At 64.6% G+C, this 20,355-nt stretch carries 15 protein-coding genes; 9 read left to right on the plus strand and 6 right to left on the minus strand.

All coding sequences use genetic code 11. The features are described from left to right. The first annotated feature begins 1 nt into the window (after position 1). Both ACI48I_RS12605 and ACI48I_RS12610 read left to right on the plus strand, forming a co-directional pair. Complete coding sequence (locus ACI48I_RS12605; RefSeq protein WP_498574372.1) at positions 2–388, plus strand: type II secretion system protein; 387 nt, start codon at positions 2–4, stop codon at positions 386–388. Then, positions 382–1,083, plus strand: a complete 702-nt coding sequence (locus ACI48I_RS12610) for a type II secretion system protein (protein WP_498574373.1) — start codon at positions 382–384, stop codon at positions 1,081–1,083. The genes ACI48I_RS12605 and ACI48I_RS12610 overlap by 7 nt, the downstream gene beginning before the upstream one ends. Here ACI48I_RS12610 and murJ read toward each other — a convergent pair whose 3' ends face one another. After that, entirely contained in the window at positions 1,084–2,634 is a 1,551-nt protein-coding gene (gene murJ / locus ACI48I_RS12615) for a murein biosynthesis integral membrane protein MurJ (RefSeq protein WP_498574374.1), read from the minus strand. 209 nt (positions 2,635–2,843) lie between these two features. On the opposite strand from murJ, the gene rpsT reads away from it, so the two are divergent. Then, the gene (gene rpsT, locus ACI48I_RS12620) at positions 2,844–3,110 is read left to right on the plus strand and encodes a 30S ribosomal protein S20 (protein ID WP_056339242.1); all 267 of its coding nucleotides are present in this window, start codon (positions 2,844–2,846) and stop codon (positions 3,108–3,110) included. A gap of 241 nt (positions 3,111–3,351) precedes the next feature. Here the strand turns inward: rpsT and ACI48I_RS12625 are convergent, their stop codons facing one another. Continuing rightward, positions 3,352–4,149 carry a DUF2243 domain-containing protein gene (locus ACI48I_RS12625; protein ID WP_498574375.1) on the minus strand — a complete coding sequence of 266 codons (798 nt, stop codon included), beginning with the start codon at positions 4,147–4,149 and terminating at the stop codon, positions 3,352–3,354. A gap of 333 nt (positions 4,150–4,482) precedes the next feature. Between ACI48I_RS12625 and ACI48I_RS12630 the strand changes: the two genes are divergently transcribed. Next, positions 4,483–6,717: an NADP-dependent isocitrate dehydrogenase gene (locus ACI48I_RS12630; protein ID WP_193686581.1), complete on the plus strand. Its 2,235-nt coding sequence runs from the start codon at positions 4,483–4,485 to the stop codon at positions 6,715–6,717. Between the two features lie 152 nt (positions 6,718–6,869). On the opposite strand, the gene ACI48I_RS12635 is transcribed toward ACI48I_RS12630, so the two are convergent. Then, entirely contained in the window at positions 6,870–7,430 is a 561-nt protein-coding gene (locus ACI48I_RS12635) for a pseudouridine synthase (RefSeq protein WP_193686580.1), read from the minus strand. A gap of 194 nt (positions 7,431–7,624) precedes the next feature. On the opposite strand from ACI48I_RS12635, the gene icd reads away from it, so the two are divergent. Then, complete coding sequence (gene icd / locus ACI48I_RS12640) at positions 7,625–8,881, plus strand: NADP-dependent isocitrate dehydrogenase (RefSeq protein WP_193686579.1); 1,257 nt, start codon at positions 7,625–7,627, stop codon at positions 8,879–8,881. A gap of 101 nt (positions 8,882–8,982) precedes the next feature. Here icd and cspE read toward each other — a convergent pair whose 3' ends face one another. Then, positions 8,983–9,186: a transcription antiterminator/RNA stability regulator CspE gene (gene cspE / locus ACI48I_RS12645; RefSeq protein WP_020653506.1), complete on the minus strand. Its 204-nt coding sequence runs from the start codon at positions 9,184–9,186 to the stop codon at positions 8,983–8,985. A 357-nt stretch (positions 9,187–9,543) separates the two neighbouring features. Between cspE and clpS the strand changes: the two genes are divergently transcribed. The 4 genes from clpS to ACI48I_RS12665 all read left to right on the plus strand — a co-directional run bounded on the left by clpS (position 9,544) and on the right by ACI48I_RS12665 (position 17,317). Further along, positions 9,544–9,846: an ATP-dependent Clp protease adapter ClpS gene (gene clpS, locus ACI48I_RS12650; protein WP_056339252.1), complete on the plus strand. Its 303-nt coding sequence runs from the start codon at positions 9,544–9,546 to the stop codon at positions 9,844–9,846. Beyond that, positions 9,843–12,143: an ATP-dependent Clp protease ATP-binding subunit ClpA gene (gene clpA, locus ACI48I_RS12655; RefSeq protein WP_193686578.1), complete on the plus strand. Its 2,301-nt coding sequence runs from the start codon at positions 9,843–9,845 to the stop codon at positions 12,141–12,143. The genes clpS and clpA overlap by 4 nt, the downstream gene beginning before the upstream one ends. Before the next feature lie 120 nt (positions 12,144–12,263). Further along, positions 12,264–15,632 (plus strand): S41 family peptidase, encoded by a 3,369-nt coding sequence (locus tag ACI48I_RS12660; protein WP_498574376.1) that lies wholly within the window; start codon positions 12,264–12,266, stop codon positions 15,630–15,632. Positions 15,633–15,751: 119 nt separating this feature from the next. Then, positions 15,752–17,317 (plus strand): methyl-accepting chemotaxis protein, encoded by a 1,566-nt coding sequence (locus tag ACI48I_RS12665; protein ID WP_498574377.1) that lies wholly within the window; start codon positions 15,752–15,754, stop codon positions 17,315–17,317. 142 nt (positions 17,318–17,459) lie between these two features. On the opposite strand, the gene ACI48I_RS12670 is transcribed toward ACI48I_RS12665, so the two are convergent. Next, a complete protein-coding gene (locus tag ACI48I_RS12670; RefSeq protein WP_498574378.1) occupies positions 17,460–18,632 on the minus strand; it encodes a trans-sulfuration enzyme family protein in 1,173 nt (390 codons plus the stop codon). Beyond that, positions 18,629–20,029, minus strand: a complete 1,401-nt coding sequence (locus ACI48I_RS12675; protein ID WP_498574379.1) for a pyridoxal-phosphate dependent enzyme — start codon at positions 20,027–20,029, stop codon at positions 18,629–18,631. Before ACI48I_RS12675 ends, ACI48I_RS12670 begins: the two co-directional genes overlap by 4 nt. Between the last annotated feature and the right edge of the window lie 326 nt (positions 20,030–20,355).

Here is a 20,355-nt window from a genome sequence, read left to right on the forward strand (position 1 = left end):
GATGCGAACCCCACGCTCCAGAAACGGCTTCACCCTGATCGAACTGCTGGTCGTGCTGGCCATCGTCGCGCTGCTGCTGACGCTGGCCGTGCCGCGCTTTTTCCCGAGCGTGGACAGTGCAAAGGAAACCATCCTGATGGATAACCTGCGCAGCACGCGCGCGGTGATCGATCAGTTTCATTCCGATACCGGACGCTATCCGGATTCGCTCGAGCAGCTGGTCGAGAAAAAATACCTGGCGCGCCTGCCGATGGATCCGATCCTGGAAAGCGACAGCGGCTGGATCGTCACGCCGCCGGAAGAAGAGGGCACGCCGGGCGCCGTCTACAACATCCGCAGCGGCGCGCCGGGGAACGGCCGCGACGGCCGCCCCTACGCCGAATGGTAGCGAAACCGGTCCATCGCGAGGCCGGCTTCACCTATGTCGGGCTGGTGGTGTTCGTCGCGATCCTGGGGATGGTCGGCGCGGCGACGCTGAAGGTCGACGGCCTGTTGCGGCGCGCGGCCGCCGAGCAGGAGCTGCTCGAGATCGGCGCCGCCTTCAGCGCGGCCCTGCGCAGTTATGCCGCCGCCACGCCCCAGGGGGCCAATCCGGTGCCGCCGGCCCTGCACGACTTATTGAAGGATCCGCGCTTTCCCGGCACCCGGCGCCACCTGCGCAAGATCTTCGTGGACCCGGTGACGGGCGGCACCGAGTGGGGCATCCAGTACCAGGGCGACAAGGTCGGGGTGCTGGCGATTTACAGCCTGTCGCAGGCGCAGCCGCTGAAAATGGCGAACTTCGACGCGCGTTTCCAGGGTTTCGAGAACAAGGAGCATCTGTCGGAGTGGAAGTTTACGGCGGGGCAGGGCGTCCCCGTACCTCCGCCGCCGCCGGCACCGGTGAAACCGCCGCCGGCGCCGGTGCCGCCGTTGACCCCGGTGCCGCCGCCGTCGCCGGCCGACCCGCCGCCCGCGTCACCGGCTGAGCCACCTCCGGCTGAACCGCCGCCGACCGAGCCGCCGCCCGCGGAACCGGCACAGGAGCCGGCCGAACCGGACGAACCGCCGCCACCTCCGCCCGCTACCGCTTCGGGCGCCTGATTACTTGGCGCGGCGCTTGAAGTCGCGCGGACGGAAACCCAGGCCGGCCAGCACGCCGAAATAGGTGATGCCGGAGAGGGCGATGATGCCGAACAGCGCCGCCATACGCAGCAGCGGCCGGGCGCGCAGTGCGGCCCAGTCGAACTGCGCCTGGCTGAACCAGGCGACCGCGCCCATCACGCTGACCGCGACGGCCAGCTTCAGGAAGAAGACCGCCCAGCCCGCTTGCGGCGTGTAGATGCCGCGCCGGCGCAGGCCCGAATACAAAAAGGCCGCATTGATGCAGGCGCCCAGGCCGATCGACAGGGCCAGGCCGGCCACGCCGAACAGCGGCACGAAGACCAGGTTCATCAGCTGGGTGGCGACCAGCACGCCGACGGCGATGCGCACCGGGGTGCGGATGTCCTGGCGCGCATAAAAGGCGGGCGCCAGGGTTTTGACCAGGATGATGCCGACCAGGCCCGCGCTGTAGGCCATCAAGGGCATGGCCGAGGAGGTGATGGCCGCGGCGGTGAATTTACCGTAGTGGAAGAGGGTGGCGATCAGCGGCTCGGCCATCGCCGCCATCCCGACCGCGGAAGGCAGGGCCAGCAGGAAGGTCAGGCGCAGTCCCCAGTTCAGCAGCGAGGAATACTCGTGGGTGTCTTTCTCGGCGCTGGCTTTCGACAGGCTTGGCAGCAGGATCGTGCCCAGCGCCACGCCCAGCATCGCGGTCGGGAATTCCATCAGGCGGTCGGCGTACTGCAGGGCCGAGACGGCGCCTTCGGCCAGGCTGGCGGCGATGCTGGTGTTGATCAGGAGGCTGATCTGGGCGGCCGAGACGGCGAACACGGCCGGTCCCATCTTTTTCAGCATGCGCCGCACGCCGGCGTCGCGCAGGCCCGACAACGGATTGAAGGAGATGCGCGGCAGCATGCCGATTTTGATGAGCGCCGGAATCTGGATCCCGACCTGCAGCAGGCCGCCGACGCAGACGGCAATCGCCATCGCATAGATCGGCTGATCCAGGTAATGCACCAGCACCAGCGAGGCGAAGATGAAGGACAGGTTCAGCAACACCGGCGTAAAGGCCGGGATCTTGAACTGGCGCCAGGTATTCAATACGCCCCCGGCCAGGGCGACGAAGGACATGCAGGCGATGTAGGGGAACATCAGGCGCGTCATCAGGACCGAGGCGTCGAAGGCTTCCGGATTACGTTCGAGGCCGCCGGCGATCATCAGCAGCAGCACCGGCGCGCCAATGATGCCGACCACGCTGGTGAGCACCGTGGCCCAGACCAGCGAGGTGGCGACATGATCGACCAGGCCCTTGGTCGCGTCCTGGCCGTACTGGGTTTTGTATTCCGACAGGATCGGCACGAAGGCCTGCGAGAAAGCTCCTTCCGCGAACAGGCGGCGCAGCAGGTTGGGGATGCGGAAGGCGATGATGAAGGCGTCGGTATAGGCGGAGGCGCCGAAGGCACGGGCAAACAGGCTTTCGCGCAGCAGGCCGGTAACGCGCGACAGCATCGTCATGCTGGAAATGGCAGCGAGGGTCTTGAGCAGATTCATGGGGCGAGATTATAGCTGGGCAACACCTCGCTCGCGGTTTCTCTCGTGGTAAAAATGAAGAATGGTTTGCCAGGAGTGGGTTGTTTCGCTATAATCGTGGGCTGTACTGAATTCTGTTAGCAGACACAATGTTTTGGCAGGCACTGGAATGGGCCAGTTTGACTCGCTAATGTTTGCAAACGCAACTTGACCCCGATTTAGGAAATTCCATGGCAAATACCGCACAAGCGCGCAAACGCGCTCGTCAAGCAGTTAAGCAAAACGCACACAACAGCGCTCAGCGTTCGACCCTGCGCACCGCCATCAAGGCCGTCCGTAAAGCCATCCAGGCTGGCGACAAAGCTGCTGCAACCAGCATCTTCCAGTCGTCCGTGTCGACCATCGACAGCATCGCTGACAAGAAAATCATCCACAAGAACAAGGCCGCTCGCCACAAGAGCCGCCTGGCTGCTGCCCTGAAAGCCCTGTCGGCCTGATAGACCGGTTGGCGCGCGGCCCAAGCCGCGCTGGCAGTACAGTGGAAGAAAGACCCGCCTGGCGCAAGCCCCGGCGGGTTTTTCCGCTTTTTCGGTCGATTATTCGCGCTGACGAACATCGTTATCGGTTGTGCACCGTAGGGTGGGCACTCGTGCCCACGCGTGATACGCGACGGCGAGATCGTCGAGCACGAAATCGGAGCCGGTACGTATCACCGCGTGGGCAGAGCCCACCCTACGGTCAACTGCGTGCCGAGGTCCAGGCCAGGCACCCGACCGCGAGCGCCGAATTGCTGACCATCCAGGCCCCATGGCGGTAGAGCAGGGCCGTTTTTTCCTTGTCCTTGACATCCAGCGCCCACACGTCGCCCGCCGGCGAGGACCACAGGATGCGCCCGTCGACCGCCTCGATCCCGGCGAACACGGTCGCCGGCCTGGCGCCCGGCTTGTAGAACACCATCACCGTATCCACCCCCGGCGGCGGCAGCGCCGCGACCGGGCCGCCTACCAGCACCGCCAGCACCAGCGCCGCCACGCCGCCGCGGCCTCCAAAGCTGGCGTTCGATCGCCGCAGCCACCAGCCGAGCACGACAAACGCCACGCCGAACACGACGAACCACAGCAAGTCCCAGAACAGCAGCTTGTCGGAATCGAGCCGGACGCGATGGATGCCGAGCAGCCAGTGCGACAGCACCCCATCGAGGATGTGCCAGGCGCCGAAGCCGGTCGCCGCGTTGGCCAGCAGCAGGCGGTCGCCGCCCACGGCGCCGAACTGGTGGCGCGCCTTCCACAGCTTCCACAGCCCGATGAAGGCGATCACGTACATCAGCAGGTGAAACAGGCCATCGGCCAGGATCTGGATGCGGATGTCCTGGAAGGGCGGGCGCGTGACGAGCGAGAGCAGGTGGTGCCACTGCAGGATCTGGTGCAGCAGGATGCCATCAAAAAAGCCGCCCAGGCCGAAGCCCAGCAGATAGCCGGCCCAGCCGAGGGAGCGCAGTTCGGGAATCATCCGTGCATCGGACTGGCGGACGGTCATGGCAACTCCTTCGTAATCATCACGGCTTTGGACACTATCCTAGCGCGTTCGCAGGCGCCCGCGCGCCGGGCAGCCGCCTGTGGCTTGCTAAAGCTGTGGCGCACAGTAAAATACTGGTGCATAATGTGAAACGCTCGTCTTATGTCTTATAGAAGACTCGAGGCGCGGCAGAGGTCTCCCGGCAGCGCCTTCGCGATCCATTCCCCTTCGCGTGAAGGAGGAGTAGCATGAACGGCGGACCGCCTGGGACGTCGCGTTCAGCGCGAACGAAGACACGCCTTACTTATTAGTTTGAACCATCGCGACCGTTCGCGAGAACCGAGGAAAAAGCGCATGAGCAGTAATCCGACCATCATCTACACCCTGACCGACGAGGCGCCGCTGCTGGCGACCCACGCCTTCCTGCCTGTCGTCAGCACCTTCACCAAGGCCGCCGGCATCGATGTCGTGTCGAGCGACATTTCGGTCGCGGCCCGCATCCTGGCCGCCTTCCCGGAAGCCCTGACGCCGGAGCAGCGCGTGCCTGACGCGCTGGCCGAGCTGGGCAAGAAGACGCTCGAGCCGGACGCGAACATCATCAAGCTGCCGAACATCAGCGCCTCGGTCGGCCAGCTGACCGCCGCGATCAAGGAACTGCAGGAAAAGGGCTATAAGCTGCCCGACTACCCGGCCGACCCGAAGACCGACGAAGAAAAAGCCATCAAGGCACGCTACGGCAAGTGCATCGGCTCCGCCGTGAACCCGGTACTGCGCGAAGGTAACTCGGACCGCCGCGCACCGCGCGCCGTGAAAGAATACGCACGCAAGAACCCGCACTCGATGCAGCCATGGTCGCCGGCCTCGCGCACCCACGTCTCGCACATGACCCACGGCGACTTCTACCATGGCGAAAAGTCGATGACCCTCGACCGCGCACGCGACGTCAAGATGGAACTGATCACCAAGAGCGGCCAGACCATCGTCCTGAAACCAAAGGTGTCGCTGCAGGATGGCGAGATCATCGATTCGATGTTCATGAGCCGCAAGGCCCTGCTCGAGTTCTACCAGCAGCAGATCGACGACGCGAAAGAAACCGGCGTCCTGTTCTCGCTGCACGTCAAGGCGACGATGATGAAGGTCTCGCACCCGATCGTCTTCGGCCACTGCGTGCGCATGTTCTACAAGGAAGCCTTCGAGAAGCACGGCGCCCTGTTCGACAGCCTCGGCATCAACGTCAACAACGGCATGGCCGATCTGTACAACAAGATCGCCAACCTGCCTGCTTCGCAGCGCGAAGAAATCGAGCGCGACCTGCACGCCTGCCAGGAACACCGCCCGGCGCTGGCCATGGTCGACTCGGCCAAGGGTATCACCAACTTCCACTCGCCGAACGACGTCATCGTCGACGCGTCGATGCCTGCGATGATCCGCGCCGGCGGCAAGATGTACGATGCGAACGGCAAGCTGAAGGAAGTCAAGGCAGTCATTCCGGAATCGACCTTCGCCCGTATCTACCAGGAGATCATCAACTTCTGCAAATGGCACGGCGCCTTCGATCCGAAGACCATGGGCACCGTCCCGAACGTGGGCCTGATGGCGCAGCAGGCCGAGGAATACGGTTCGCACGACAAGACCTTCGAAGTGCCGGAAGACGGCGTCGCCAACATCACCGATATCGCCACCGGCGAAGTCCTGCTGTCGCAGAACGTCGAGCAGGGCGACATCTGGCGCATGTGCCAGGTCAAGGATGCACCGATCCGCGACTGGGTCAAGCTGGCCGTGACGCGCGCGCGCAACTCGGGCATGCCGGCCGTGTTCTGGCTGGATCCGTACCGTCCGCACGAAAATGAGCTGATCAAGAAGGTCAAGACCTACCTGAAGGATCACGACACGACCGGCCTGGACATCCAGATCATGTCGCAGGTGCGTGCGATGCGCTACACGCTGGAACGCGTCAAGCGCGGCCTGGACACCATCTCGGTGACCGGCAACATCCTGCGCGACTACCTGACCGACCTGTTCCCGATCATGGAACTGGGCACCAGCGCCAAGATGCTGTCGATCGTCCCGCTGATGGCCGGTGGCGGCATGTACGAAACCGGCGCCGGCGGTTCGGCACCAAAACACGTGCAGCAGCTGGTCGAAGAGAACCACCTGCGCTGGGATTCGCTGGGCGAGTTCCTGGCCCTGGCCGTGTCGCTGGAAGACCTGGGCATCAAGACCGGCAGCAACAAGGCCAAGGTCCTGGCGAAAACGCTCGACGCCGCAACCGGCAAGCTGCTGGACAACCGCAAGTCGCCTTCGCCGAAGACCGGCGAGCTCGACAATCGCGGCAGCCAGTTCTACCTGTCGCTGTACTGGGCCCAGGAACTGGCCGCGCAGAAGGAAGATGCCGAACTGGCCGCTTACTTCGCGCCGCTGGCGAAGAACCTGGCCGAGAACGAAGCCAGGATCGTTGCCGAGCTGCTGGAAGTGCAGGGCAAGCCGGTCGATATCGGTGGCTACTACAAGGCCGACGAGGCGAAGGTGAAGGCGATCATGCGTCCGAGCAAGACGTTCAACGCTGCACTGGAGTCGCTGGGCGCGTAAGCAGTCTCAGCCGGTAAAGAAAAACCCGCCGCCCCGAAAGGGCCGGCGGGTTTTTTATTTGTATTCGAACCGCGTGAACTCGGGCGTCCGGTGGGCACGGGGCGCCCGATGAAACCGTGGGCGAGGCCATTGGCCTCGCCCACCCCTACGAATCATCGCCTTATCGCGGTCACCGGCACCTCGACGAACTCGCCCGGCATCAGCGGATGCGTCGCCAGACTGAACGGCCCGATACTGCTGCGCACCAGCCGCAGCGTCGGCAAGCCGACCGCCGCCGTCATCCTCCGCACCTGCCGGTTCTTTCCCTCTTCCAGCGTGATCGCAATCCACCCCGTCGGCTTGTCGGCGCGGGTACGGATCGGCGGATTGCGCGGCCACAGCCATTCGGGCTCGGCGATGCGTACCGCGCGGCAGGGTTTCGTCACGAAATCGCCCAGGTCGAGCGGCGCCTGCAGGCGGGCGAGGGCGGCGGCATCCGGCACGCCGTCCACCTGCACCAGGTAGGTCTTGGCTTCCTTGTGGTCCGGGTGCGCGATCTTGTGCTGCAGGGCGCCGTCGTCGGTCAGCAGCATCAGGCCCTCGCTGTCGGCGTCCAGCCGGCCGGCGGGGTAGATGCCGGGAATCGAGAGGTAATCCGCAAGCGATTCGCGGCCTTCCTGCGGCGAAAACTGGCACAGGACCTGGAAGGGTTTATTGAAGAGAATAAGCGGCATGAATAAAAGGTGGTGCTGAAGCGGGGATGCCAACGAAAACGTCGGACGCCGGGTCGTGGCATCTGTCAAAATACTGGTGCATAATGCAAGTCGCCATCTTATGTCTTATAGAGGACTGGCAGGTTTCGCCGCTATTGTAATGGAATTGGCATGGCGCGCCTGCCGCCCGCCTGCGACCACCTGGGAGAAACACGATGTACCAACATATCACTGTACCTGCCGACGGCCAGAAAATCACGGTCAATGCCGATTTCTCGCTCACCGTGCCGGACAACCCAATCATCCCCTATATCGAAGGCGACGGCACCGGCATCGACATCACGCCGGTGATGCTCAAGGTGGTCGACGCGGCAGTGGCCAAGGCCTATGGCGGCCGGCGCAAGATCAGCTGGATGGAAATTTTTGCCGGCGAGAAGTCGACCGGCATCTACGGCCCCGACGTCTGGCTGCCGCCCGAGACCCTGGAGGTCGTGAAGGACTACGTGGTCTCGATCAAGGGCCCGCTGACGACGCCGGTCGGCGGCGGCATCCGTTCGCTCAACGTGGCGCTGCGCCAGGAGCTCGACCTCTACGTCTGCCTGCGTCCGGTGCGCTATTTCGCCGGCGTGCCGTCGCCGCTGAAGCAGCCGGAAAAGACCGACATGGTCATCTTCCGCGAGAATTCGGAAGACATCTATGCCGGCATCGAGTGGGCGGCGGAGTCGGAAGGCGCGAAGAAGATGATCGACTTCCTCGTTAACGAAATGGGTGTCAGGAAAATCCGCTTCCCGGAAACCTCGGGCATCGGCATCAAGCCCGTCTCGCGCGAAGGCACCGAGCGCCTGGTGCGCAAGGCCATCCAGTACGCGGTCGACCACGACAAGCCATCGGTCACGATTGTCCACAAGGGCAACATCATGAAGTATACCGAAGGCGGTTTCCGCGACTGGGCCTATGCGCTGGCCCAGAAGGAATTCGGCGCCGAGCTGATCGACGGCGGCCCGTGGGTTCGCTTCAAGAACCCGAAGACGGGACGCGACATCATCATCAAGGATTCGATCGCCGACGCCTTCCTCCAGCAGATCCTGCTGCGCCCTGCCGAGTACAGCGTGATCGCCACCCTGAACCTGAACGGCGACTATGTCTCGGATGCGCTGGCGGCCCAGGTCGGCGGCATCGGCATCGCGCCGGGCGCCAACATGTCGGACTCGGTGGCCATGTTCGAGGCGACCCACGGCACCGCGCCCAAGTATGCGGGCAAGGATTACGTGAACCCGGGTTCGCTGATCCTGTCGGCTGAGATGATGCTGCGCCACATGGGCTGGACCGAAGCGGCCGACCTGATCATCTCGTCGATGGAAAAGGCGATCACCTCGAAGCGCGTGACCTACGACTTCGCGCGTTTGATGGAAGGCGCGACGCAAGTGTCGTGCTCGGGCTTTGGCGAGGTCATGATCGAGCAGATGCAATAAGCCGGGCCTGGCCTATAAAGCCCGTCTCGTCGAGGCGGGCTTTTTTATTCGGCGAAAAAAAACCCCGCATGCTGCGGGGTTTCTCGCTTCCGAGGACGGTATTACATGCCCTGGATGTTGGAAGCTTGCTTGCCTTTAGGGCCTTGCGTGACTTCGAATTGGACTTTCTGACCTTCTTTGAGGGTCTTAAAACCGTTCATGTTGATTGCGGAGAAATGCGCGAACAGATCCTCGCCGCCGTCATCTGGAGTGATGAAGCCAAAGCCTTTGGAATCATTGAACCACTTAACAGTACCAGTTGCCATAAAAGAACTTTCAAATATAAACAAATCACACGAGCCATAAAAGCAAGAAGCTTCTTGCCCCCTCCTCAGCCTGCTCACTTCTTATCAACAAGTACATAAGTACATGTCAATGTTTGCATTGTTGATGCACTGGATTTTGAAGTCAAGCCCTTTGATGCGACTGTTGTTAATTTTTTCATACGTCATGCATGCAGGGTGCAAACCCAGCTCTTGATTTCCGCAATCGGATCGCCATCTGCGCTTTCAACGGAAAACAAGTAAGATGAAAGCGAATCGAAGTGAGCTGAGTGACGCGATCTGAACTCGTGATCTGATATTTCCGCTTTGCATCATCCTGGAACGCTTTAGAATACGCCCATGGCAACCAAGCACGATACCGAACAGCTGCTGGAGCGGCAAGTCGTAAAACCACCGCCCCTGTACCAGGTGGCGTTGCTGAATGATGACTACACACCGATGGAGTTTGTGGTGGCCATCATTCAGGAGTACTTCAACAAGGATCGCGAGACGGCGACGCAGATCATGCTTTCCGTGCACCGTCATGGTAAAGGAGTGTGCGGCGTGTTTTCCAAAGATATAGCGTGTACCAAAGTGGAGTTTGTCTTAACGCATGCGCGCAAGGCGGGGCATCCCCTGCAGTGCGTGATGGAGGAAGTATGATTGCGCAGGAACTTGAAGTATCCCTACACATGGCCTTTGTCGAAGCTCGACAGGCACGGCACGAGTTCATTACCGTGGAGCACCTGCTGCTTGCGCTCCTCGACAATCCCTCGGCCGCTGAAGTCCTGCGTGCATGCGCGGTCAATATCGACGACCTGCGCAAGACCCTGACCAATTTCATCGGTGACAACACCCCGACCGTGCCCGGCACGGGCGAGGTCGACACCCAACCGACGCTCGGCTTTCAGCGCGTGATCCAGCGCGCGATCATGCACGTGCAGTCGGCCTCGAACGGCAAGAAGGAAGTCACGGGCGCCAACGTGCTCGTCGCGATCTTCGGCGAGAAGGACTCGCACGCCGTTTACTACCTGCACCAGCAGGGCGTGACCCGCCTCGACGTGGTCAACTTCATCTCGCACGGCGTGCGCAAGGACCAGCAGATCGACAGCCAGAAGGCGTCGGAAGGCGTGGAAGAGGCGCAAGTCGAAGGCGCGACGAAAGAGAGCCCGCTCGACCAGTTCACCCAGAACCTGAACAAGGCTGCCGCCGACGGCAAGATCGATCCGCTGATCGGTCGCGAAGAGGAAGTGGACCGCGTGATCCAGATCCTGTGCCGCCGCCGCAAGAACAATCCGCTGCTCGTCGGTGAGGCCGGTGTCGGCAAGACCGCGATCGCGGAAGGGCTGGCATGGCGCATCGTCCAGGAAGAGGTGCCCGAGATCCTGCAGAACGCCGTCGTGTTCTCGCTCGACATGGGTGCGCTGCTGGCCGGCACCAAGTACCGCGGCGATTTCGAGCAGCGCCTGAAAGCCGTCCTCAAGCAATTGAAGGACACGCCGAACGGCATCCTGTTCATCGACGAGATCCACACGATCATCGGCGCCGGCTCGGCTTCGGGCGGCACGCTCGACGCCTCGAACCTGCTGAAACCGGCCCTGGCCAACGGTCAGCTGAAGTGCATCGGCGCGACCACATTCACGGAATTCCGCGGCGTGTTCGAGAAGGACCATGCCCTCAGCCGCCGCTTCCAGAAGGTGGACGTGAACGAGCCGTCGGTCGAGCAGACCGTGCAGATCCTGCGTGGCCTGAAGTCGCGCTTCGAAGAGCACCACGGCGTGAAGTATTCGTCGTCGGCGCTGTCGACCGCGGCGGAACTGGCGGCACGCTTCATCAACGACCGTCACCTGCCCGATAAAGCGATCGACGTCATCGACGAAGCGGGTGCAGCCCAGCGCATCCTGCCGAAGTCGAAGCAGAAGAAAACCATCGGCAAGACCGAGATCGAGGAAATCATCGCCAAGATCGCCCGTATCCCACCGCAAACGGTCAACCAGGACGACCGCAGCAAGCTGCAGACGATCGACCGCGACCTGCGCAACGTCGTCTTCGGCCAGGATCCTGCGATCGACGCGCTGGCGTCCGCCATCAAGATGGCGCGCGCGGGTCTCGGAAAACAGGACAAGCCGATCGGCTCCTTCCTGTTCTCCGGTCCGACCGGTGTCGGCAAGACCGAGGTGGCCAAGCAGCTGGCCTTTATCCTCGGCATCGAGCTGATTCGCTTCGACATGTCGGAGTACATGGAGCGCCACGCCGTGTCGCGCCTGATCGGTGCGCCGCCGGGCTATGTCGGCTTCGACCAGGGTGGTCTGCTGACGGAAGCCATCACCAAGAAGCCGCACGCGGTGCTGCTGCTGGACGAGATCGAAAAGGCCCACCCGGACATTTTCAACATCCTGCTGCAGGTGATGGACCACGGCACGCTGACCGACAACAACGGACGCAAGGCCGACTTCCGCAACGTGATCATCATCATGACCACGAACGCGGGCGCCGAAAGCCTGACCAAGCGTTCGGTGGGCTTCGTGGATTCGAAGGCGGCAGGCGACGAGATGGCCGACATCAAGCGCATGTTCACGCCGGAGTTCCGCAACCGCCTGGACGCGACCATCAGCTTCCGCGCGCTGGACGAGGAAATCATCCTGCGCGTCGTGGACAAGTTCCTGATGCAGCTGGAAGAGCAGCTGCACGAGAAGAAGGTGGAAGCCATCTTCACCGAGAAGCTGCGCAAGTTCCTCGCCTCGAAGGGCTTCGATCCGCAGATGGGTGCACGCCCGATGTCGCGCCTGATCCAGGACATGATCAGGAAAGCCCTGGCCGACGAGCTGCTGTTTGGCCGCCTGGTCAACGGTGGACGCGTCACGGTCGACCTGAACGAGAAGGACGACGTCACGCTCGAGTTCCCGGAAGGCGACGCACTGCCGCCGCCGGCCCCGGCCGAGACGGTCGAGATCGAGTAAGCCTCGATCCGCTCACACAAACCGCGCCCCGTGCGCGGTTTTTTTTTGCTTGTAAGCACATCAACTCGTATGTGCACTGTGGCAAACTCATGCTCTTTTGCAACCTTTGCCTGCGCCACCATGAACGTGCCCAGAACCATCCTCGCGCTGTCCCTGGCCCTGATCGGCAATCAGGCCGTGGCCGCCGATCCTTATTTCCGCTTCCCGGCCGTGCGCGGCGATACCGTGGTCTTCACCGCCGAGGGCGACCTCTGGCGCACGACCACGAGCGGCGGCAAGGCGATGCGCCTGACGACCCATCCGGCCGCTGAAACCCATGCCGCGATCTCGCACGACGGCAAGTTCGTCGCCTTTGCCGCCTCCTACGAAGGCGCACAGGAAGCCTATGTGATGCCGCTGGAAGGCGGCTTGCCGAAGCGGATCACCTTCGAGAACGGCGGCGTGGCGGTGCTGGGCTGGACCGCCCGGGGCGAGGTGCTGGTCAGCACCGAGAATACGACCGGTCCGGCCAAGCACCGCGTGGTCGCCGCGCTCGACCCAGGCAGCCTCAAGCGCCGCGTGCTGCCCCTGGCCGACGCCAACGACGCCGCGCTCGACGACACCGGGCGCATCGTCTATTTCACGCGCATGGGCCTGTCCATGACCAACGATAACGTCAAGTCCTACCGCGGCGGGGCCCATGCCCAGCTGTGGCGCTTCGACTTGCAAGGCAAAGGCGAGGCCGAGCCGCTGTTCAAGGGCGACTCTGCCAGTTACCTCGCCAACAACCGGCGCGCCATGTGGTGGCAGGGACGGCTGTACTTCATCAGCGATGCTGGCGGCGCCGACAATCTCTGGACGGCCAATCCGGACGGCAGCGACCGGCGCGTCCTCACCAGTCACAAGGAATGGGATGTGCGCACCGCCTCGCTCGGCGACGGCCGCATCGTCTACCAGCTTGGCGCCGACCTGCGCGTGTTCGACATCGGCAGTGGCAGCGACACGCCCTTGAAAGCGAGCCTGGTGTCGGACTTCGACCAGCAGCGCATGCGCCGGGTAAAATCGCCGCTCGAGGCCCTGACCAGTATCGACGTGGCGAACAAGGCCGGGCGCATCGTGCTGACCGCGCGCGGGCGCGTCACCATCGCCGGCACCGGCAGCCATCGCCGCGTCGAGATCGCGGTGCCCGAGGGCGCGCGTGCGCGCGGCGCCGTCTTCAGCCACGACGACAAATCGGTCTACGCCATCGTCGACACCAGCGGCGAGAACGAGATCTGGCGCTATGCCGCCGACGGCTCGGGCCATGGCGAGCGGCTCACCAGCGACGGCGCCAGCCACCGCCTGAACCTGTATCCGTCCCCCGACGGCAAATGGCTGGCCCATACCGACAAGAAGGGCCGCACCTGGCTGCTCGACCTGGCGAGTAAAACCAATGTCATCGTCGACGACGCCGGCCAGGTCGGCCTCGACCCGTCGAACCAGGTGGTCTGGTCGCCCGACAGCCGCAACCTCGCTTTCGTCCGCGTCGGCAGCAAGGAGCGCCGCGAGCAGATCGGCCTGTTCAATCTCGCGACCAGGGCCATGAGCTTTGTCACGACCGACCGCTACGAGGCGGACTCGCCGGCCTTCTCGCCGGACGGGAAGTGGCTGTACTTCCTCTCGGCGCGCAATTTCAACGTGAGCAATAGCGGCCCCTGGGGCGACCGCAACATGGGGCCCGTGTTCGACAAACGGGTCGGCGTGTATGCGTTGGCGCTGCAGCCGGATGTCCGCTTCCCCTTCAAGCCCGAGGACGAGCTGACCAAACCGGAAGAGAAGTCGCCGGAAGCCGCGGCCAGGGCGGCGGTGAAGGCGCCGGGCGCCGAAGATGGGGACAAGGGTGCCGCCGTGGCAGCTGCCACGGCGGCAGCGGCAGCCAGCAATGCAGGCCCCGACAAGACCAAGCAGCCGACGCCGGCCATCGCCTGGGCCGGCCTGCGCGAGCGCCTGTACGAAGTGCCTGTCGATTCGGGCAACTACCGCGCGCTCGCGGTCGACGACAAGCGCCTGTATCTGCTCGAAGCCGGCGAGGAGCCCGGCAAAGGCACGCTCAAGACCCTGGCGATCGCGCGCAGCGCGCCGCAGCCCGAAACCTTTGTCGCCAACGTGCGCGAATTCGGCTTGTCGAACGACCGCAAGCACATCTTCTACCGTACCTGGGCCAAGGGTGCGCCAGGCGACATGCTGATCGTCGACGCCGGGGCCAAGGCGCCCGCTGACCTGACCAAGTCCAGGGTCAGGATCGACGACTGGGCGGTGAGCTCGAATCCGCGCCTGGAGTGGAAGCAGATGTTCAACGACGCCTGGCGCATGCATCGCGACTTCCTGTACGACGCGAAGATGCGCGGCATCGACTGGAACGGCGTGCGCGCGCGCTACGCGCCCCTGGTCGAGCGCGTGACCGACCGCGCGGAACTGGACGACGTGCTGGGCATGATGGTGGGCGAAGTCGGGGCGCTGCATTCGCAGATCCGTCCGGGCGACGTGCGCCGCGCCGCCAGCGAAGGCGTGCCGGCCAGCCTGGGCGCCGTGCTGACCCGCGTGCCTGAGGGCTACCGGGTCGACCGGGTCTACCGCAGCGAGCCGGAGCTGCCGTCGGAGGCAGGACCGCTGGCGGCCCCCGACGTCGACGTCCGGGAAGGCGACATCATCACGGCGGTGAACGGCAAATCGCTGGTCGAAGCCCGCGACATCGCCGACCTGCTGCTCGACACGGCCGGCAAGCAGGTGCTGCTGCACGTGAAGCGCGCCGGCGCCAGGCCGCGCGCGGTGATCGTCACCCCGGCCACGATGGCGCGCCACGCCAGCCTGCGCTACGCCGACTGGGAACAGGGCAGGGCGCAGCAGGTCGAGGCCATGTCGAAAGGCAGGATCGGCTACCTGCACCTGCGCGCGATGGTGGCGCGCGACATCAACGCCTTTGCGCGCGACTTCTACGCCAACATCAATAAGGAGGGCCTGATCATCGACGTGCGCCGCAACAACGGCGGCAACATCGACAGCTGGATCATCGAAAAGCTGCTGCGCCGCTCCTGGGCCTTCTGGGCCTCGAACGGCAAGCAGCCGTACTCGAACATGCAGAACACCTTCCGCGGCCACCTGGTGGTCCTGATGGACGAGCTGACCTATTCCGACGGCGAGACCTTCGCGGCCGGCGTCAAGGCGCTCAAGCTCGGGCCCCTGGTCGGCAAGCGCAGCGCCGGCGCCGGCGTCTGGCTCAGCGACGGCAACGGCCTGCTCGACAACGGCATGGCGCGCGTCGCCGAGAACGGCCAGTTCTCGAGCGACGGCGACTGGCTGATCGAAGGCGTCGGCGTCACGCCCGACGTCGAAGTCGACAACCTGCCGCACGAGACCTTCGCGGGACGCGACCGCCAGCTCGAGGTAGCGCTCGAACTGCTCGAGAAGAAGATGCAGGAACAGCCGGTCAAGCCGTGGAAGCCGGCGGCGATCCCGGCGATCAAGCGGTAAGCGTCACGTGGGAGCGGCACGCCATGGATTCGTGGCGTGCCGGTGGGGGGCGTCACCCGTTCATGATGTTGTCACAATCCCTACCTACACTGCGGCCACCTCCACCCACCGTGACCCGCATGCTCCTCGCCAAACTCCGGACCGGCGCCAAGATCCTCGGCTCCTTCTGCATCGTCTCCCTCCTGATCGTGCTGATTACCGCTGTCTCGCTCTGGCGCATGCACGCGGCCGATGCGATCACACGTGACCTCGTCGACGACAAGCTGGCCAGGCAGCAGCTGGCCGCCGACCTGCTCGGCGTCGAGCGCCTGAACGGCCTGCGCATCATGTCGGTCGCCCGCAGCGACAGCCTTGAACTGGCGGACCTCTACAAGGCGCAGCTGATCGAGGGGGAACAGCGCGCGGCCGGCATCGAAAAAGACATGCGCGCACTGCCGGCATCGAAAGCGGAACAGGCGCTGCTGCGCGCCACGAACGAACACAAGACGGCCTTCGCGAACGCCACGAAAGCCGTTTTCGCCGCCAAGGACATCGGCCGCACGCAGGAAGCCGAAGAGCTGCTGGCACGCTCGCTCGAACCCGCATTTGCGCGCTACACGGCCAGCCTGGAGGCGCTGCTGACGCACCAGGCGCGCCAGGCGCACGCGCTGGCCGCCGACTCGGCAGCAAGCTCGCGCTTCAGCCGCCTGTTGCTGCTCGCGCTGGGCGCCGCCGCGCTGGCTGCCGGTGCGGTACTCGGATGGATCCTCACGAAGAGCATCGTCGGCCCGCTGCAGCAGGCCGCGACGCTGGCCGAAGCCGTGGCGCGCGGCGACCTGCGCCCAAGCATCCGCCACAAACGCGCCGACGAAATCGGCCGCCTGTTCGATGCCCTGAACGGGATGACAAGCGGCGTCTCGGCCACCGTGACCGAGGTGCTGCAGGGCGCGCACGGCATCGACGCCGCGTCGAGCGAGATCGCCGCAGGCAACCAGGACCTGTCCGAGCGCACCGAGCGCCAGGCCGGCGCCCTGCGCCAGACCGTGGTGGCGATGGAAGACCTGACCGCCGCGATCGCCAGCAACAACAACAGCGCGCGCGACGCCAACCGCTTGGCGCAGTCGGCCTCCGAGGTGGCGGGCGAGGGTGCGGCGGCGGTCGCCCAGCTGGTCGACCGGATGGGCGCGATCAAAGCCTCGGCGGACAAGATCGTCCACATCACCGGCATGATCGACAGCATCGCCTTCCAGACGAATATCCTTGCCCTGAACGCGGCAGTCGAAGCGGCGCGCGCGGGCGCCGAGGGCCGCGGCTTTGCCGTGGTCGCGGCCGAAGTGCGCAGCCTGGCCCAGCACTCGGCCGGGGCGGCGAAGGAAATCAAGAAGCTCATTGGCGAGTCGGCCGGCGAGATCGAGGCCGGGACGGGCATCGCCCACGGCGCCGGCGCCACCATGCGCGCCGTGCTGGGCAAGGTGCACGAGGTGGCCAGCATCCTCGGCGCGATCCATGGCGCCAGCGAACAGCAGGCCCAGGGCGTGGCCAGGGTCGGACAGGCGATCGCCGAGATCGACCTGTCGACCCAGCAGAACGCGGCGATGGTGGAAGAGGCCGCCGCGGCGGCTGCCTCGATGCGCGAACAGGCGGCGGCGCTGTCGCAGCTGGTGGCCACGTTCAAGTTGAGGAGCGAGGTGCCGGCGTTGGCCTGATGCGGTGATGGCGCGATTGCTCGGCTGCCGCATACGCGTGGGCTCGAGAGCCCACCCTACGGTGCACCACCATCTCGAATGCTTCACGCGACAGTGGCGTAACGTAGGGTGGGCACTTGTGCCCACGCGTCTCACCGCCCGATCAAACCGCGGCCAATGCCCGTGCCAGATCCGCCCGCTGGTCCTCGACATGCTCGATCCCGACCGACAGCCGGATCAGGGTGTCGCTGATCCCCAGCTCCGCACGCTGCGCCGGCGGGATGGTCGCATGCGTCATCAGCGCAGGATGCTCGATCAGGCTCTCCACACCGCCCAGGCTTTCGGCCAGCGTGAACACGCGGCAGCTCTCCAGGAAGCGCCGTGCGCCCGGCAGGTCGGACGCCAGCTCGATCGAGACGATGCCGCCGAAACCCGCCATCTGGCGCCGCGCCAGCGCGTGTTGGGGATGCGTCTCCAGGCCCGGATAAAACACCTTGCGCACCTTCGGCTCGCGCTCCAGCCATTGCGCCAGCGCCAGCGCATTGGCGTTGCTGCGCTCGATGCGCAGGGCCAGGGTCTTGATCCCGCGTAGCACCAGGAAGCTGTCGAAGGGCCCCTGGATCGCCCCCACCGCATTCTGGATGAAGCCGAGCTGCTCGCGCAGTTCGGCATGGTGCGGCGCATTGCCGACCACCGCCACGCCGCCGATCACGTCCGAGTGGCCGTTCATGTATTTGGTGGTCGAGTGCACGACGATGTCGATGCCCAGTTCCAGCGGACGCTGGTTGATCGGGCTGGCAAAGGTGTTGTCGCAGACAGTGAGGATGCCGCGCGCGCGGCACAGCTGCGCGATCGCCGCCAGGTCGGCCAGTTTCAGCATCGGGTTGGTCGGCGTCTCGACCCAGACCAGGCGCGTCTCCGGCGTGAGCGCGGCGGCCAATGCGTCGGGATCGGCCAGGTTCACATAGGTAAAGGTATGCCCGGCGCTCTTGCGGCGCACGCGCTCGAACAGGCGATAGGTGCCGCCATACATGTCGTCGCCGGCGACCACGTGGGAGCCGGCGGGCAGCAGTTCCAGCACCGCCGAGATGGCCGCCAGGCCCGAGGCGAAGGCAAAGGCGCCGCTGCCGCTCTCGATGTCGGCCACGCAGCGCTCGAGCGCCCAGCGCGTCGGATTGTGCGAGCGGCCGTAGTCGAGCCCCTTGTGCACCCCCGGGCTCTGCTGGGCGAAGGTCGAGGTGAGGAAGACCGGCGGCATCACGGCGCCGGTGGCCGGTTCGGGCGACTGGCCGCCATGGATGACGCGGGTGGACAGGTGATAGGTCGGGTCGCTCACGATAGGGTCCTGCGCAGATGGTTGAGAAGGTCGAAGCGGGTGATCAGGCCGTAGAAATGGTCGCCGTCCTGGATCACGGCGGTCAGGCCGCGATCGAGGATGTCGCGCAGCTGGGCCATGCTGGCGGAGGGCGCCAGCGTCTGCAGCGTCCTGGTCATGGTGCGCGCAACGGGTGTTTTGAAACGCGTGGGTTCCAGGGTCACGTGCTGCAGCAAATCGGATTCGTCGACGATGCCGACCAGGCGCCCGTTCTCGATCACCGGCAGCTGGGCCAGATCGCTCGAGCGCATGCGGTTGAAGGCCGTCAGCAGGGTGTCGGTCGGCGCCACCGTGACGACTTCGCCGGCGTCGAAACGGCGTCCGACCAGGTCGCGCAGGTCGCCCAGCCGCGGGCGCTGCAGCAAGCCCTGGTCGAGCATCCAGCCGTCGCTGTACACCTTCGTCAAATAGCGCGTGCCGGTGTCGCAGACGAAGGTGGCGACCCGCTTCGGGCGGGTCTGGGCGCGGCAGTATTTGAGGGCCGCGGCGAGCAGGGTGCCGGTCGAGGAACCGGCCAGGATGCCTTCGTGCTGGAGCAGGGCGCGTGCGGTGCCGAAGCTTTCCTCGTCGGTGATGATGTAGGCCTGCTTCACCCGCGACAGGTCGGCAATCCCCGGAATGAAATCTTCGCCGATGCCTTCCACCGCCCACGAGCCGGCCTCTTTCGCCAGGTGCCCGGTGTTGATGTAGTCGGCCAGGATCGAGCCCTTCGGGTCGGCCAGTACGAATTCGAGCTCGGGCTGGACGCGCGCAAAATAATGCGACAGGCCGGTGAGCGTGCCGCCGGAGCCGACGCCGAGCACGACCGCATCGAGTTCGTGGCTGGTCTGTTCCCACAGCTCGGGGGCGGTCGTGGTTTCGTGTGCGCGCGGGTTGGCGGGGTTGTTGAACTGGTCGGCGAACCAGGCGCCGGGGATCTCGCTCGCCAGACGCGCCGCGACGTCCTGGTAGTACTCGGGATGGCCCTTGCCGACGTCCGAGCGGGTCAGGTGGATCTCGGCGCCCAGGGCTTTCAGGTGCAGGATCTTTTCGGCCGCCATTTTATCAGGCACGACCAGCACCACCCGGTAGCCCTTGATGCGCGCCACCAGCGCCAGGCCGAGGCCGGTGTTGCCGGCGGTGGCCTCGACCACGGTGCCGCCGGGTTGCAGGCTGCCGTCGAGTTCGGCCTGCTCGATCATGGCGCGGCCGATGCGGTCCTTGATCGAGCCGCCGGGGTTCTGCGATTCCAGCTTTAAAAACAGCTGGCACGGACCGGTATCCATCCGGGTGACCTGCACCAGCGGGGTATTGCCGATCAGGGAGAAGATGGCAGCCTGAGTTGCCGCTTGAGACGCGTGTTGCAAATGCCGTTGCATGTTGCCTCCAGAGAAGCGCCTTATGGGCGCCGCGAACGCGAATAACGGGTACAGATGGGCACCCGGCCTTGGTGAAAAAGACATGGTACGGCGGTTTCAGGCGCGATGGTTTGCACGCGCGCGTATCGTGATCGCGCCTCGCCCTCGGGCCACCTTAGCACGGGAAGCCCTTGCTTAAAAAATAAGATAACCGCATATGAATATGCGCTTTGTCATGCGTGCGGATGAGCAGGGCGCTAGCATGGCACGCGTCCCCGATGCGCTAAAACTTGTCAAATTTTCCAGATGTAAATGTTATACTGAAGCACTATTTCCCTACTCCCAAT

Source organism: Massilia sp. LXY-5 (assembly GCF_059801075.1).